This is a genomic window from Cupriavidus sp. MEYA8 (assembly GCF_059278825.1).
Map to the genome: position 1 here is coordinate 635,813 of NZ_CM181222.1, position 14,950 is coordinate 650,762.

Annotated in this window: 14 protein-coding genes and 1 pseudogene; 3 read left to right on the forward strand and 12 right to left on the reverse strand. The window is 69.0% G+C overall.

The features are described from left to right. Nucleotides 1-24 precede the first annotated feature (24 nt). The 4 genes from AC5WJ1_RS19980 to AC5WJ1_RS19995 all read right to left on the reverse strand — a co-directional run bounded on the left by AC5WJ1_RS19980 (nucleotide 25) and on the right by AC5WJ1_RS19995 (nucleotide 4,035). Nucleotides 25-918 (reverse strand): CoA transferase subunit A, encoded by an 894-nt coding sequence (locus AC5WJ1_RS19980; protein ID WP_135703611.1) that lies wholly within the window; start codon nucleotides 916-918, stop codon nucleotides 25-27. Nucleotides 919-923: 5 nt separating this feature from the next. Next, nucleotides 924-1,820: a VOC family protein gene (locus tag AC5WJ1_RS19985; protein WP_135703610.1), complete on the reverse strand. Its 897-nt coding sequence runs from the start codon at nucleotides 1,818-1,820 to the stop codon at nucleotides 924-926. 105 nt (nucleotides 1,821-1,925) lie between these two features. Further along, a complete protein-coding gene (locus AC5WJ1_RS19990) occupies nucleotides 1,926-2,642 on the reverse strand; it encodes an EthD domain-containing protein (RefSeq protein WP_135703609.1) in 717 nt (238 codons plus the stop codon). A 205-nt stretch (nucleotides 2,643-2,847) separates the two neighbouring features. Next, on the reverse strand, nucleotides 2,848-4,035 hold the full coding sequence (locus AC5WJ1_RS19995; RefSeq protein ID WP_133094843.1) for a helix-turn-helix transcriptional regulator: 1,188 nt from the start codon (nucleotides 4,033-4,035) through the stop codon (nucleotides 2,848-2,850). A 211-nt stretch (nucleotides 4,036-4,246) separates the two neighbouring features. Here AC5WJ1_RS19995 and AC5WJ1_RS20000 point away from each other — a divergent pair, with 211 nt between their 5' ends. Together AC5WJ1_RS20000 and AC5WJ1_RS20005 are read left to right on the forward strand one after the other, a co-directional pair. Next, entirely contained in the window at nucleotides 4,247-5,077 is an 831-nt protein-coding gene (locus AC5WJ1_RS20000; protein ID WP_135703608.1) for an SDR family NAD(P)-dependent oxidoreductase, read from the forward strand. Between the two features lie 56 nt (nucleotides 5,078-5,133). Beyond that, on the forward strand, nucleotides 5,134-6,033 hold the full coding sequence (locus AC5WJ1_RS20005; protein WP_135703607.1) for an NAD-dependent epimerase/dehydratase family protein: 900 nt from the start codon (nucleotides 5,134-5,136) through the stop codon (nucleotides 6,031-6,033). Nucleotides 6,034-6,075: 42 nt separating this feature from the next. Here AC5WJ1_RS20005 and AC5WJ1_RS20010 read toward each other — a convergent pair whose 3' ends face one another. The 3 genes and pseudogenes from AC5WJ1_RS20010 to AC5WJ1_RS20020 form a co-directional block, all read right to left on the reverse strand. Continuing rightward, nucleotides 6,076-6,834 carry an SDR family oxidoreductase gene (locus tag AC5WJ1_RS20010; RefSeq protein ID WP_133094840.1) on the reverse strand — a complete coding sequence of 253 codons (759 nt, stop codon included), beginning with the start codon at nucleotides 6,832-6,834 and terminating at the stop codon, nucleotides 6,076-6,078. Nucleotides 6,835-6,859: 25 nt separating this feature from the next. Continuing rightward, complete coding sequence (locus AC5WJ1_RS20015) at nucleotides 6,860-7,714, reverse strand: SDR family NAD(P)-dependent oxidoreductase (protein WP_431189873.1); 855 nt, start codon at nucleotides 7,712-7,714, stop codon at nucleotides 6,860-6,862. Nucleotides 7,715-7,720: 6 nt separating this feature from the next. Beyond that, nucleotides 7,721-8,134: pseudogene (locus tag AC5WJ1_RS20020) on the reverse strand (nuclear transport factor 2 family protein); the annotation flags it as partial. Nucleotides 8,135-8,366: 232 nt separating this feature from the next. Here AC5WJ1_RS20020 and AC5WJ1_RS20025 point away from each other — a divergent pair. Continuing rightward, nucleotides 8,367-9,233, forward strand: coding sequence for an SDR family NAD(P)-dependent oxidoreductase (locus AC5WJ1_RS20025; RefSeq protein WP_135703604.1), 867 nt, complete (start codon nucleotides 8,367-8,369; stop codon nucleotides 9,231-9,233). 77 nt (nucleotides 9,234-9,310) lie between these two features. Here the strand turns inward: AC5WJ1_RS20025 and AC5WJ1_RS20030 are convergent, their stop codons facing one another. Genes AC5WJ1_RS20030 through AC5WJ1_RS20050 form a run of 5 tightly spaced genes read right to left on the reverse strand, consistent with a single transcriptional unit; the run spans nucleotide 9,311 to nucleotide 14,935 of the window. After that, a complete protein-coding gene (locus AC5WJ1_RS20030; protein ID WP_135703603.1) occupies nucleotides 9,311-9,757 on the reverse strand; it encodes a nuclear transport factor 2 family protein in 447 nt (148 codons plus the stop codon). A 16-nt stretch (nucleotides 9,758-9,773) separates the two neighbouring features. Further along, the gene (locus AC5WJ1_RS20035; RefSeq protein WP_135703602.1) at nucleotides 9,774-11,414 is read right to left on the reverse strand and encodes a FadD3 family acyl-CoA ligase; all 1,641 of its coding nucleotides are present in this window, start codon (nucleotides 11,412-11,414) and stop codon (nucleotides 9,774-9,776) included. A 1-nt stretch (nucleotide 11,415) separates the two neighbouring features. Then, complete coding sequence (locus AC5WJ1_RS20040) at nucleotides 11,416-12,459, reverse strand: ferredoxin--NADP reductase (RefSeq protein WP_135703601.1); 1,044 nt, start codon at nucleotides 12,457-12,459, stop codon at nucleotides 11,416-11,418. A 27-nt stretch (nucleotides 12,460-12,486) separates the two neighbouring features. Then, a complete protein-coding gene (locus AC5WJ1_RS20045; protein ID WP_133094833.1) occupies nucleotides 12,487-13,251 on the reverse strand; it encodes an SDR family oxidoreductase in 765 nt (254 codons plus the stop codon). Next, nucleotides 13,235-14,935 carry an FAD-binding protein gene (locus AC5WJ1_RS20050; RefSeq protein WP_135703600.1) on the reverse strand — a complete coding sequence of 567 codons (1,701 nt, stop codon included), beginning with the start codon at nucleotides 14,933-14,935 and terminating at the stop codon, nucleotides 13,235-13,237. The genes AC5WJ1_RS20045 and AC5WJ1_RS20050 overlap by 17 nt, the downstream gene beginning before the upstream one ends. Nucleotides 14,936-14,950: the final 15 nt, after the last annotated feature.

Genomic DNA, 14,950 nt, shown 5'->3' on the forward strand with positions numbered 1-14,950 from the left:
GGGTTGGCGGGTTCAGACGGCGGTTCAAAGGACGGGCAGCGGCAGGTCGTGCACGTGGCCGAGGCCGCCGATGCGCTCCAGGTAGGCCGCTTCGCTGGCGCCCACCACCTCGTCGCGGTACGCGCGGAAGCCGTCATCCTCGGCCTCGGCGCTGGCACAGTACGCCTTCAGCGCCGGCAGGTCCCAGCCATAGGCGGGTGCGCACGAGGTGGGATGAGCACCGGCGGGCGCGTGCACCACGCCCGTTACCAGCGAGCGTTCGAAGGGGTTGCTGCGGGCGTGGGCCAGGTCCTCCTCTTCAAGACGCGGATGCAGCGTTTCGCAGCTCACATAGCAGCGCCGCGCGGCGCGGGCGAACCACTCATCGAAGAACGGATCGGGGCCGTCGATGCGGGTGTTGCCGAGCACATCGCTCTCGTTCACATGCAGCAGCGCCGCGTCGAGTTCGATCGCCGGCATCGCCAGCAGCACCTCGCCATCGGCATAGGGCGAGCGCACGGTCTTCAGCTGCGGATTCCTCGCCTGCACGTCGGTGCCCAGCGATGCGCGCGTCGGCAGGAACGGCAGCCGCGCCGCCGCCGCGCGCAGGCCGAGCTGCAACATGCCTTCGTCAAGCTCGGTCACTTCCAGCGAGCCACGCTCGCGCGCCTGGCGGAAATATGGCTCGAGCGGGATCACGTCGAGCGAGACAAAGCCGAACACGAGCCGGCGAACCTTGCCGGCCGCGCACAGCATGCCGACCTCGGGGCCGCCATAGGCGACCAGGGTCAGGTCCTTCAGCGGCGAGCGCAGGATCTCGCGCACCAGCGCCATCGGTTTGCGGCGCGGGCCCCAGCCGCCGATGCCGATGGTCATGCTATCGGCGAGCTGGCCGACCACGTCGGCCGCGCTCATGGTCTTGTCGATTGTCTTGGTCATGGTGTCTAGCGGTATCCGATGCTGAAGTCGTGTCCCCACAGGCTGACGCGCGTGGCTTCGTAGGCGGCGTGGTGGCCCCAGTCCACCACCAGTCCGCCGTGCCCGTATTCGAGGTCGAAGCCGCCCGGCGTCTTCATGTAGAAGGAAGTCATGCGGTCGTTGCAGTGCTGGCCCAGCGTGGCGGACAGCTTCACGCCGTGCTGGTGCACGCGGTCGAGCGCGCGCCCCACCTCGGCCATGTCGGGCACTTCGGCCATCACGTGGATGCAGCCGGCTTCCGACGGCATCTCGAAGATCGCCAGGCTGTGGTGGCGGCCGTTGGCGCAGTGCAGGAAGTGGATGCGCTTCTCCGGCTCATCGGGATCGCCGCTGAAGCGCACGCGGTAGATGTCGGACAGGCCGAAGCCCATCACGTCGCGCAGGAAGGCGTAGGTCTGGTCGAAGGCCGGCGCGGGCAGCACGGTATGGCCGGCGCCCATCGGGTCGGTGATGAAGCGCGGCACGCCGACCGGCGAGACAAAGCGCAGGAAGTCCGAGCGCATGCCCCATGAAATCTCGTGGCGGTTGCCCGACGGATCGGTGAACCACGCCATGGCCTGCACGCGGCGTTGTGCCAGCTCCGCGGGGCTGGCGTGCACGACTTCGACGTCGGCATGCCGCAGCGTGTCGAGCGCATGGCGATAGGCCAGCTCGTCGGCCAGTTCCCAACCCGATGCGAGATAGCGGTCTCGCGCGCCCCGCACCACCAGGTAGCGGTAGTCGCGCTCATCCATCTTCACGTACAGCGCGCCGCCCGGGGCGCCGGAGCAGGCCATGCCCAGCACCTGCCCGGCATAGTGCCGCCACCGCTCCAGGTCGGTGGACTCGACCACGATGTAGCCAAGCGCACGGATATCCAACATGCCGGTCTCCTCTGTTCGTTGCCACTGCTGGCTGATGAGACCTATTCTTCCGTGCGCGGCCACCCGGCACATCGTCCAGTGGGACTAGCCGATCCGGGGCCGGATTCAGGCGCTGGCGGGGCGGACGACGTACTGGCTGGTGGGGACCACGTCGATCCTGTCGAAGTCGATGAAGCGCTGGCAGCTGGCCATCATGGCCTGCAGGTTGCGCTGGAACTTCTCTTCATCGCCGACGGCGTCGAAGAACGCCTGCGGGTCGGTCATTGCCGCGTCGGGGAAGCATTCCTCGACGATCGCGTCGCAAGGTGGCGCGGCGTAGCTGAGCGGCCGCACCACCACGTTCTGCACGTACAGGAAGTTGTCCTGGGTCTCGACCGCCACCTGGGTGTGATGGTTGTGCCAGGTATCCAGCCACGCCTGCGGCGTGAGCCGCGGCGGGCGCGTCAGGAAGGCCAGTTGCGCGAAGCCGGGGGTGCGCTCCCCCGTCGCGACGGGGAAACGCGTATTGCGGATCGGCTGGGACTCCGTGACGAGGTACGCTGCCATGCGGCCGACCGCGGCCTCGACCGCCTGGTCGAACGGCTGGCGCAGGCGGTCGACGGCGCTGTCGATCCAGAGCGAGACCAGCCCTTCCATTTGCGGCCGGGTGTTCGTCTGCCGCAGGCCCGCTGCAGGCAGCACGGCGTCATCCGCCACGTTGACCTGCAATCCGCGCGCGCCCAGCGCCAGCAGCTTGTCGGCCAGCGTCGTGCGCAACCGGCGCGCGAACTCCGCCGGCTCGTTCCGCGGATCGCGCCAGACGATATAGATGACTTTTTCCATGCTCCACGCTCCCTGGTAAAGTTGCCGGCCGTGGCCGGACAGGTTGAAGCGTGCGCGGAACCGGATTGATTGCGGAACCCATGCCTCGCTGCGTCCGCATGACGTGCCATCCGGCTGCCGCGCCCGCTGGTCCTGTGCATGCTAGGCGCGTGGATGGCGGCGATCATCCTCCAGTCGGACTAGAGGGAGGACGACACGCTGGCGCTCAGCCGAGCGTCACGACACTGCTCAGCAGCATGCGCACCAGCGTGGCCTGCCGCGTGACCCCGGTCTTGGAGAAGATCGCGCGCAGGTGGGCGCGTACCGTGTTCTTGCTGGTACCCAATGCCTCCGCGGCTTCGTCAAGGGTCATGCCGTCGGCAAGCACCAGTGCCAGCGCCGTTTCGGCGGGGGTGAGGTCGAACAGCTTGCGCACCACCTCGTGCGAGGCGCGCGACTTGCGCTCGGGATCGCGGATAAAGACCGCGCACGCTGGCCGGTGCCGGTTTTCTTCGGACCATTCGCTGAGCGGGATGGTGCGGATCAGCACGCCGAGCTTGCCGCGCCCGGACGGGCGGGTGATGGACATGGCTTCGGCCAGTGCCGGCGCGCTGCCGTGGTGTCCCATCTGCGCGCGGCGCAGCAGGTACTGGAACTTGCGGCTCTCCTGGGCGTAGGCAATCTCGAAGATGTTCCCGTTGAGGCGGATGCCGTCGTTCTCCGCCAGGATCTCGTCGGCCTCGGGATTCTTCTTGAGGATCGTGCCGGAGGCGTCGAGGATCACCATGCCCACCAGCATGCGGTCGATCGCCCCCGCATAGAGCGAGCGCTCGGATTCGACCACGTCCAGCCGGGAATGCAGCCGGATCGCGCGCTTCAGGTGCGGCAGGATGGCGCCACAGGCCGCCTTGTCCACTTCGGAGAAATCCTGCGTGTCGTCCTGCCGGCAGATGCGCAGGCGGCACTCGACACCGTCCTCGGTACGAATGTCCGCGCCCAGCAGGTAGCGGATGCCTAGCGGCTGCAGGAACTGGCGGTAGATCTCGCTGCGGCACCAGTTGCCCGCGCCCAGCGCCTCGTCGACCGTCACCGCGCGGTCGGTGGGCAGGTTGATGAACGGATCGATCGCGTAGTAGTAGCTGTTGTAGGAAGCCTCTGCCTCCAGCGAGGTGCCGTGCGCCGATGCATGCACCGCCAGGCCGCTGCGGTCGCTGGCGGGCGAGCGCAGGATAAAGCTCACATAGCTGGCATCGAGTTGCTTGCGCAGCATTTCGAGCGCGCGGCCCCAGGGCACGGGTTCCATCGGCCCTTCATAGACCGCGGCCAGCAGCGCGCCGAACTGCGTGACGCTCAGGCCTGACTGCGCAAGCAAAGGCGACGCCATTTCCTGCGCCTCAACGGTCGCCATCAACATACCTTGTCTCCTGTTTCCACACCACGTGTGTGCCTGCCGGCGCTCTGCGGCACCTGGAGGCAGCGCAGATTATAGGGATGCTGCCCGCCCGTTGCCCGCCAATGCGCAGCCCTCGGTGTTTTCCCTGACCTGCAATCGGACGATGTTCGTCCCGCCAGCCGCGGATCAAATGCGCGCATTCCCGCAGTGCAACCGAAGGAGAGCAACCGAGATGGATTTCACCGACAAGACCGTGCTGGTCACCGGCGGCGGCGCCGGCATCGGGCTCGCTACCGCGCAAGCCTTTCTGGACCAGGGCGCGCGCGTGGCGATCATCGAGATCGACGCGCAGCGCGCCGACCATGCCCACACGCTGCTGGGCAAGGCCGGCGCCGATGTGCTGGTGGTACAGGGAGACGCCGCCGACGCCGGCACCGTACGCGAACTGGCCGCGCAGCTCGAACAGCGGTTCGGGCGGCTCGACGTGCTGGTCAACAACGTCGGCGACTTCCTGCGCATCGCCAAGCCGTTCGAGCACTATGACGACGCCGAGATTGCCAGCCTCTACGCGGCCAACCTCGGCCACGTCTTCACCGTCACGCGCGCCATGCTGCCGCTGCTGCGGCGCAGTGAAGCCGGCAGCATCGTCAGCGTGTCGTCGATCGAGGCCTTCCGCGGCATTCCGTACTGCAGCGTCTACGGCGCCTTCAAGGCCGCCATCACCGGCTTCACGCAGAGCCTGGCGCTGGAGCTGGCGCCCGCGGGCATCCGCGTCAACCTGATCGCCCCCGAAACCACCGAAACGCCGCAGGTCCCCGTATCGCAGATGGTCGCCGCGGAGCACCAGCACCATATCCCGCGCTGGATCCCGCTGGGCCGCTTCGGCACGCCGCAGGACATCGCCGACGGCATCCTGTTCCTGGCCAGCCCGCGCGCCGCCTGGATCACCGGCACGGCGCTGCATGTCAACGGCGGCGCGCTGGCCGCCGCCGGCTGGTACCGCGATCCGCAGGGCGCGTGGACCAACATGCCGGTCATCGGCGGCAACGGCATGAACCTCTGATGGCGGCGCCACGCAGCCACACCACCCGGCCACACCATCCAACCAAGGAGACAAGCATGAAGATACTGATCGTCGGCGGCGCCGGCATGATCGGGGGCCACGCGGCCCTGCACCTGCGCAGCCGCGGGCACGAAGTCACCATCGCGGGCCGCAACCGACCCGCCCCCGGAACGCCGCTGGGCGGGCTGGACTTCCTGCGCTGCGACTACATCGCCAACGACCTGCCTGCGGCGCAGCTCGGTGCCTTCGATGCGCTGGTTTTCGCCGCCGGCAACGATGTGCGCCACGTCCCGCCTGGCGGCGACGAAGCGGCACACTGGGAACGCGCCAACGTCGAAGGCGTGCCGCGTTTTTTCCGCGCCGCGCGCGATGCCGGCATCCGGGTCGCGGTGCACGTCGGCAGCTTCTATCCGCAGGCGGCACCGCAACTGGCCGAAGACAACGCCTATATCCGCTCGCGCAAGCTGGCCGACGCAGGCGTGCGCGCACTGGCGACGGCTGCCTTCCGCGTCAGCAGCGTCAATGCCCCGTTCGTCGTGGGCACGGTGCCGGGCCTGACTGTTCCGATGTTCAAGGCCTATACCGACTACGCCAGGGGCGGCTTTGCGCCGATGCCGGACTTCGCGCCGCCGGGCGGCGTCAACTTCATCTCGGCCATGTCGCTGTCCGAAGCGATCGAAGGTGCCTTGCTGCGCGGCGAGAATGGCAAGGCCTACCTCGTGGGCGACGAGAACCTGACCTTCCAGGAATACTTCGGCGCATTCTTCCGCGATGCCGGCCGCCCGGTACCGCCGGTCATCGACCAGGAGCACCCGTTGCTGCCTGACTCGGCGATCTGCTTCGGCCGGGGCAACACGCTCTACTACGAGCCGGACGCGGCCGAGACTGTCCTGCTCGGCTATCGCCGCCGCGACATCCTGCGCACGGTGAGCGAAATCGTGGCGCAGTACAGCTAAAGGCGGCACCGCGGCGGCCCGCGCAGGCCGCCGCGGCGGGTCTTACAGCCCCGAGATCAGTTGCGCGTTGTCGATGCGCAGTTCCGCGCCATTGATGAAGCGCGATGCGTCCGAAGCCAGGAACAGCACCAGGTTGGCCACATCCTCCGGCTGGCACATGCGTGCCATCGGGTCCGTGCCGATGCCCAGCGCCACCGGGTCAAGATCCGGCACCAGCGCCTGCGTCATCGGTGTCCAGATGCCGTCGGGGTGGATCGAGTTGCAGCGGATGCGATAGCCGTTGCGCTTGCAGTGCACGGCCACGCTGCGCGCCAGCGCTGTCACGGCGCCTTTCGCGCCGCTGTACGCGCACATCATCGGCAAGCCGCCCAGCGCTGCCACGGACGACATCACGATGATGGAGCCGCCGGCCGGATTGCCTTTCATCGCCTGCACGCCGAACTTGCAGCCGAGGAAATACCCGTCGGCATTGACGCGCATGACCTGCCGCCAGCAGTCGAGCGAGGTTTCCTCGATCGATCCCGGCGGGCAGATGGCCGCATTGTTGACCAGCACATCGAGCCGCCCGAAGCGGTCCTGTGCCGCGGCCACGGCCTTGCGCCAGTCGTCTTCGCTGGCGATGTCGTGGCGTATAAACAATGCCGCATCGCCGATCTCGCGGGCGAGCGCCTGCCCGGCTTCCTCATTGACGTCGCTGAGCACCACGCGCGCGCCTTGCGCAGCCAGCAGCAGCGCGTCGGCGCGCCCTACCCCACTGGCCGCGCCGGTGACCAGCGCGACCTTGCCCTTGACCTGATCCATCTTCTCTCTCCTTGTGTGGTCCGCTTCACGCGGCGTCGGGAATCCTGCCGGCCAGCACCGCGTGCAGCGCGGCTTCGCCGTACACCGCCGCCACGGTTTCGTCGAGGATGGGATTGCCGCGCAACTCGCTGCCGCCATCGACGGCAATGCTCTGGCCGGTGACCCAGCCCGATTCCGGCCCAGCCAGGTAGCGCACCGCGCTGGCAATGTCGTCCGGTTCGCCGGCGCGGCCGAGCGGCATCTGCGCGACGAACTTGTCGAGCATGGCGGGGTTGTCGAACATCGGCCCGGTCGCGCCGGACCGGGTCAGGCCCGGGCGCACCGCATTGACGCGGATGCCGCAGCCGGCCAGTTCCTCGGCCGCCGCGCGCACGAAGGCTTCCAGGCCCGCCTTGGCGGCGCAGTACCCCGACAGCCAGCGGCAGGTCATGCGCGCCGCGTTCGACGAAATGCAGACGATCGCGCCGCCATGCGGCGCCATCAGCGGCGAGGCGTGACGGATCGCCAGGAAGGCGCTGGCGATATTCAGCCCCAGCTCCGCCATCAGTGACGCGGTGTCATGCATCAGCATGGGACGGAAGCCGCCGCCGCCGACCGTCGCCACGACGATATCGAGGCGGCGTTCCATCTCCCAGGCCTGCCGCAGCGCGGCCTGCACATCCGCCTCGCGGCATGCGTCGCCGACGTTGATTTCAACCGCGGCGCCGGCCACTTGCGCAAGCAGGTCGCGCCGTGCTGCTTCCAGCGCTTCGCGGCGCCGCCCCATCAGCACTACCGCCGCGCCGTCGCGCAGCAGCGCCAGCGCGCTGGCCGCACCGATGCCGCCCGCGCCGCCGGTAACGAGGGCGGTCTTCCCTTCCAGTACACGATTCGTCGTCATCATGCCCCCCCGCAGCGGCAGGTCCTGCGTCCAGTCGACCACCAGCTCGCGCGCTGCGATGCGCCACCGGCCCTGCCATCGCTCGAAGCGGTCCTGGTAACGGATGCCCCAGTCCAGCTTGCGCTGCATGCCGTCCTGCTCATACAAGTGGTTGGCGACGCAATAGGTTTCGCCGGTGGCGGCATCGCCATCGAGCTCAACCAATTGCTGGTGCATGTGGTGCTGCGTGGCGCTGTACTTGCCGAGTGCCGACATGCCCTCGGCAATCGCTTGCGGTCCGTCCATGCAGAAGCCTGGCCCGGTGAGCCGCGCATCGGGAGTGAACAGATCCGCCAGGCGCGGGAAATCGCGCCGGTCCACCGCCTGCGCATAGCGGCAGGTCAGCGCGTGAATGGCTTGCTTGTGCTCCAGATCGGACATGGCCAGGCTCACTCCTTGGTTGTGACCGGCCGGGGCAGGATGCGCGACCGGTCGTTGGGATGGCGACTATCGTCAACCCTGCCGCGCAGCCGGCCATCGTCCGCGTGTAGTAACCGGTACGGATGCCGTTTAGTCCGAACGAAGGATGTAGCGGTGCCTCGCCCGCCCCAAGCTTTCGACGAGGACGGGCGGCCCCAACGGCGCCCGCATATCACTGATACAGGAGACAGAAATGAAGCAGACGGAACAGCCCATCGTCGCGGTCGTCACGGGCGGCTCTCGTGGTGCCGGCAAGGGCATTGCGCTGGCGCTCGGCGCTGCCGGTGCCACGGTGTACGTGACCGGGCGTACGGAGCAGGAAGGCAGCGCGCCGCTGCCCGGCACCATCCACGCCACGGCGCGCGAGATCGATGCGCTGGGCGGTCGCGGCATCGCGGTCGCCTGCGATCATCGCGACGATGCGCAGGTGGCGCAGCTGTTCGTGCGCGTGCGCGAGGAGATCGGGCGGATCGATATCCTCGTCAACAACGCCACCTTCCTGCATGACGAACTCATCATGCCCGGCCCCTTCTGGCAGAAGCCGCTGGAGATGACCGGGATTCTCGACGTTGGCCTGCGCTCGGGCTACGTGGCCAGCTGGCATGCGGCGCCGATGATGGCGGCGCGCGGGCGGGGGCTGATCGTGTTCACGTCGTCGTTTGGCGCCAACTGCTATATGCATGGCCCGGCGTATGGGGCGCAGAAGGCCGGCATCGACAAGTTTGCCCATGACATGGCGGTCGACCTGCGCCCGCACGGCGTGGCGGCGGTCTCGGTGTGGATGGGGCCGTTGCGCACCGCGCGCACGCAGCGCGTGTGGGAACAGCATCCCGACAAGTACGCATCGTTCGCCACCGTGGCGGAGACCCCTGAATTCACCGGGAAAGTCATTGCGGCGCTGTATCGCGATCCCGGGCTGATGGAGAAATCCGGCCAGGTGCTGATCGCGGCGGAGGCCGCGCTGGGGTATGGGATTGTCGATGCGCAGGGGGTGCAGCCGCCTTCGTACCGGGAGGTGCTGGGCGGTCCGCCGGCGGTGCATCCTGCGATCGTGGAGTAGGGCCTGGGCTAGCCAACGCCCCACGCATACGCTCCGCTCTCCCGCGCAGTGGGAGAGGGGAGCAAACAAGCGAGGTTTTAGCTGCCCTGCGACAGCAACGCCGTCGTAAACTCCGTCGACCGGATCAACCACACCCCATCGATCCGCACATACTCATCCGCATAGCGCCCGGTCAGGAACGTGCGCGAACCGTTGACGTCATCCAGCGCCAGATACGCCAGATCCCAGCTACCCTGCGCCGACGCCTCATCCAGCACCCGGATCTCCGACTGCCCGGCAAAATGCATCTCCCGCAGCGTAGGCCGGCAAGCCAGCTCCGCAAAACACTGCACCAGCGCATCACGCCCGGCAAAGCTGCCAATGCGGTCATAGTGGATATGCGCGTTGTCCGGCACGAAGCAGGCCCGCATGGCTTCCGGATCCTTGTCATCGCACGCCCGCAGGTAGCGCAGCTTAAGCGCCCGGATCGCATCCGCGGCTTCCAGCCGTGAAAGGCGGTCGGCAATGCCGGCAATCTCGGTCATATTCAATCTCCGTTGATCAGGCTTCACGCAGCTGATACTTCAGCACCTTGCCCGCCGCGCTCACCGGCAGCGATGTGACGAAAAGCACCTCGCGCGGCACCTTGTAGTTGGCCATGTGCCTGCGCGCCCAGACGATCAGGGTCTCGGCATCCAGGCGTGCGCCATGGCGCAGCACCACGTAGGCGCGCCCCACTTCGCCCAGCCGCTCATGCGGCATGCCCACCACCGCGACCTGGGCCACCGCCGGGTGGGCCGTCAGCAGCTTCTCCACCTCCGCCGGATAGCAGTTGAAGCCGCCGACGATGAACATGTCCTTGATGCGGTCGGTAATGCGCAGGTAGCCCCGCGCATCGAGCGTGCCGACATCGCCGGTATGCAGCCAGCCGTCGGCGTCGATGGCTTCGGCGGTCGCCTCCGGCAAGCCAAAGTAGCCCTGCATCACGTTGTAGCCGCGCACCAGCACCTCGCCCGGCTCGCCGGTCGCGACCGGCCGCCCCTGCGCGTCGACGCAGCGCAGCTCGATCCCCGGCATGGCGCGGCCGGAGGTGCCGGCCACCGTTTCGGCATCGTCGCCGGCGCGGGTCAGCGTGGCAAAGCCGCACGATTCGGTCAGGCCATAGCCGGTGATCACGGTGTCAAAGCCCAGTTCCTCGCGCATGCGTTCGATCAGCACCGGCGCGATCGCCGAGGCGCCGGTCACCGCAACCCGCAGCGATGACAGGTCGAACTCGCGCAGCCGCGGCGCGTTGAGCAGCGTCTGGTAGAGCGTCGGCGGCCCCGGCAGCACCGTAATGCGCTCGTTCTCCACGCGCGTCATCACGGCTTCGGCATCGAACACCAGGTGCGGCAGCACCGTGGCCCCGCGCGACAAGGCGGCAAGCCATCCCGCCTTGTAGCCGAAGGTGTGGAAGAAGGGATTGACGATCAGGTAGCGGTCCCCGGCGCGCACGCCCGTGATCGCCGCCCAGCCGTCGATGGCGCGCAGGTTCTGTGCGTGCGCGGTCATCACGCCCTTGGGCCGCCCGGTGGTGCCCGAGGTGAACATGATGTCCATCGGCGTGTCGCCGCGCACCCCGGCCTCGCGCTGCGAAAACGCCGCCATGTCCACCTGCTGCGCCAGTCCAAGGAAGCCATCCCACGCCAGCTCGCCGTCGCCCAGCGCCCTGCCCTGCCCCGGCCGCAGGATCACCAGCCGCTCCAGCGTGGCTGGGCGATGTGGCGCCAGCATCTGCGGATAGCTTTCGCCGAGAAAGTCGTCGACGCAGACCAGCAGCCGAGCGCCGCTGTCGGCCAGCACGGCGCCGGCTTCGGCGCCCTTCATGCGCGTATTGAGCGGCACCAGCGCGGCACCCACGCTGTGCGTGGCCAGCGCCGCGATGATCCATTCCGAGAAGTTCGGCGCCCAAACCGCAACGCGGTCGCCCGGCTGCACGCCGAGCGCCATCAGCGCGCGGCCCGCTTCGGTCCGGCAGGCATCCAGCGCGGCGTAGCTCAGGCGCAGCCCGTCCTCCTGGATGGCGATACGCTCGCCGTGGCGCAGCGCCGCGCGCCGCACCAGCTCGGGAATGGTGGCAGCGATATCCTCGTTGGCGGCGGCTTCCTGGGCGTCCTGGCCGGCCAGCACCGCAATGTCGTCGATGGTGTCAGATGGGGTCATGTCAATCCGGGAACTTCAGGTGGAGTTCGTCGCTCGCGGGGCGCGCCTGGCAGGCCAGCGTCCAGCCCGCGTCGAGGTCGGCGCGATCGAGCACGTGGTTTTCGCCGAGCGTCACGTCGCCCTGCGTCACCTGGCACATGCAGGCGCCGCACAGGCCCGCACGGCAGGAACTGGGGGCGGCGACGCCGGCGCGCTGCAGCGCATCCAGCACCGTCTCGTCGGGCGCGACATTGAGCTGGTGGGCTGCGCCGTCGAGCTGCACGGTCAGCGCCGCGCCGCGCATGGCGGCGGGCTCGTTCGGGACAGGCGCCGCCGGTGTCTTGGCCGCTGCCACATCCGGCAGGGACACGAAGCGCTCCACATGCAGCTTGCCGCGCGGCACGCCAAGCTGCTGCAGCGCCGCCTGCGCCGCGTCCATGAATGGACCAGGCCCGCAGACAAAGCACTCGGCCAGGCTCCACGGCCGCACCAGTTCCTCGACCTGGCGCTGCGTCGGCGGCCCCTGCACGCTGTCCAGCCAGTGGATCACGCGCAGCCGGCCGGGGTGGCTGTTCGCCAGCTCGCCGAGCGCCTCGCGGAAGATGACGGAGCGCTCGTCGCGGTTGGCATAGACCAGCGTCACCGCGCCGCGCCCCTGGCGCAGTGCGGCCTTCGCGATCGACAGCACCGGCGTGATGCCGCTGCCGCCGGCCAGCAGCAGGAAATCGCCATGCAGCGTGGGCGGGGTGAAGACGCCGGCCGGCGGCATCACCTCGACCGTATCGCCCGCGCCGAGGTGGTCGCAGATCCAGTTGGAGACGCGCCCGCTTTGCACCCGCTTGATCGTCACGCGCAAGGCGTGGTCGACCTCGGGTGTGCTCGACAGCGAATAGCAGCGCTGCAGCGGCACGCCGTCGACGGCCACGCGCAGCGTCAGGAACTGGCCGGGACGGTAGGCAAAGGCGTCGCGCAAGCCGTCAGGCAGCGCGAAGACCAGCGAATGCGCCTGCTCCGTTTCCGTGATGACTTCGGCGATCTGCAGCCGATGGAATTGCACTGGCGCCATGATTTCCTTCTCTCGCCGGGGGTGGCGTCAGGCCACGCCCATGATGGTCTGTGCGTTGTCGATGCGCAGTTCCGCGCCGTTGATGAAGCGCGATTCGTCCGACGCCAGGAACAGCACCAGGTTGGCGACGTCGCGCGGATGGCACATGCGCTGCATCGGCTCGGCGCCGCCCACCTCTTCCGGCAGGGCCGCCGCGCCGCCCGGCAGGAAGGCAGCGGTCATCGGCGTGAGGATGCCGTCGGGATGGATCGAGTTGCAGCGGATGCGGTAGCCGCTCTGCTTGCAATGGCCCGCGACGGCACGCGTCAGCGCCGCCACCGCGCCCTTGCTGGCGCTGTAGGCGCAGAACGCACCCATGCCGCCCAGTGCTGCCACCGACGACATGTTGACGATGCTGCCGCCACCTGCCTTCATCGCGGCCACGCCGTACTTGCAGCCCAGGAAGTAGCCGTCGGCGTTGATGCGCATCACGCGCTGCCATTGCTCCAGCGTGGCATCCTCGACCGAGCCCAGCATCAGGATGGCGGCGTTGTTGACCAGCACGCCGGGCGCGCCGAAGCGCTGCTCGGTGCGCGCCATCACCTGCTGCCAGCCGGCTTCGCTGGCGATGTCGTGCGGCACGAACAGCGCGGTCTCGCCGATCTCGCGCGCCAGCGCGTGGCCCGCTTCCTCGTTCAGGTCGGTCAGCACCACGCGCGCGCCTTCGCGGGCCAGCAGCAGGGCGTCTTCCTTGCCGACGCCGCTGGCGGCCCCGGTGACGATCGCGATCTTGCCTTCAGTACGTCGGCTCATGGGTAATCTCCTCGTTGGTGTGTGCCTGCCGCTCGCCGGCGGGCTGTTGTGTCAGGTGGCGGCCGGCATTGCGCCCCGACCAGATGCAGTCGGCAAGCGACAGGCCGCTTACGTAATGGTTGGAGGCGATGCCCACCGCGGTCCGGCCGACGGCGTAGAGGCCCGAAATGGGGGCGCCGCCTGCGACGGCCAGCACACGGCCGCTCGACTCTTCCACGGACAAGCCGCCGAGCGTGATCGCCGGACAGGGGAAGACGCGGGAGTTCGCCGAGATGTCGATGGCGAGCCATGGCCCGGCCTCCAGCGAGGCGCACATCGGCGCGGACTTGCCGGCCGGGTCGGGAATCTCTCCGCGGGCAGCGGCGCTGCAGGCGTCGACGGTAGCGCGCAGTGCGGCCGGCGGCATGCCCAGCTTGCCGGCCAGCGCCTCGATGCTGGACGCACGCCTGGCGCCGGCGAGCAACAGCATCGCCGCGGGCAAGGCCTGGAACGCCCACAGGCGGCCGCCCAGGCATTCACGCAGTGCGGCGCGCGCCAGCGCGCGGTCCAGGATCAGCCAGGCGCGCCCGCCATGCCGCTCGCAGATGGCGTGGCCCAGCGTGGCGCCATAGGTTTCCTCGTTGCCGATGCGCTCGCCCCGAGCGTCGACCACGCAACCGCGCGCCCAGTCGAACGGCGGATTGATAAAGCGCCAGGCCGACACGCGCTCCAGGTGTCGCGTGGCCGCGCCCGCCGATTCGCCGAGCCGGATGCCGCTGCCGTCGCACCCGGTCGCGCCGAGGCGCCAGTTCTGCAGGTACTTGCCGGCATGGCGCGCCACCATGGCGCGGTTGAAGATAAAGCCGCCGGTGGCCAGCACGACGGCGCGGGTGCGCACTGCCACGCGCTGCGCATGGCGCAGCTCGAGCTGCAGCACGCGCTGGCGCAGCAGGTCGGCAACGCCCGGCATGGCGTTGTGCAGGCGCTCGGCCAGCCGCGCCAGGCGCGCGTGGCGCTTCTGGTGGCGTTCCGGCGGCACCTGCCACAGCTCGATGCCGATGACTGCGCCGTCCTTGTCGACGATCAGCCGGCGCGCCGCGGCCTGGCGCATGACCGTGATTTCCGCCCGGGCTTCCACGGCGCCGCGCAGCGCGCCGTACAGCGTGCGCCCGGACATGCCGGGGCCTTTCACGCGATGCCCGCGCGGGGCCGGTGCGGCATGCTGCGCGTACGCCGGCACGGCTTCGTTGCCGGAGTAATAGAGGTAATACGGCTGCGCCGGGTACGACGTCTTGCGCGGCGGCACGGTGGCGGCAAAGCGCACGCCCACGTCTTCCAGCCAGGCCAGCATGTCGCGGCTGCGCTCGCAGAAGGACTGCAGCGTGCCTTCGCTGACGACGCCGCCGGTCTCCTGGCGCAGGTAATCCGCCATCGCCCGCGGCGTATCGGCATAGCCCGCGGCGGCCTGGTAGGACGTGCCGCCGCCGGCATACACCACGCCGCCGCTCTTGGCGCTGGCGCCGCCGCCTTCGAAGCGCTCGGCGACGATCACGCGCGCGCCGCCGCGCGCGGCTTCCAGCGCTGCGCAGGCACCGGCGGCGCCGAAGCCCACTACCACAGCATCGCAGGCGGCCTGCCACGGATGCGCGTCCGGGTCATCGAGCCGCAGCGGTGCGTAGACCGGCGTGACGGAATCGGGATGCATGCTGGCGCCTCCGGG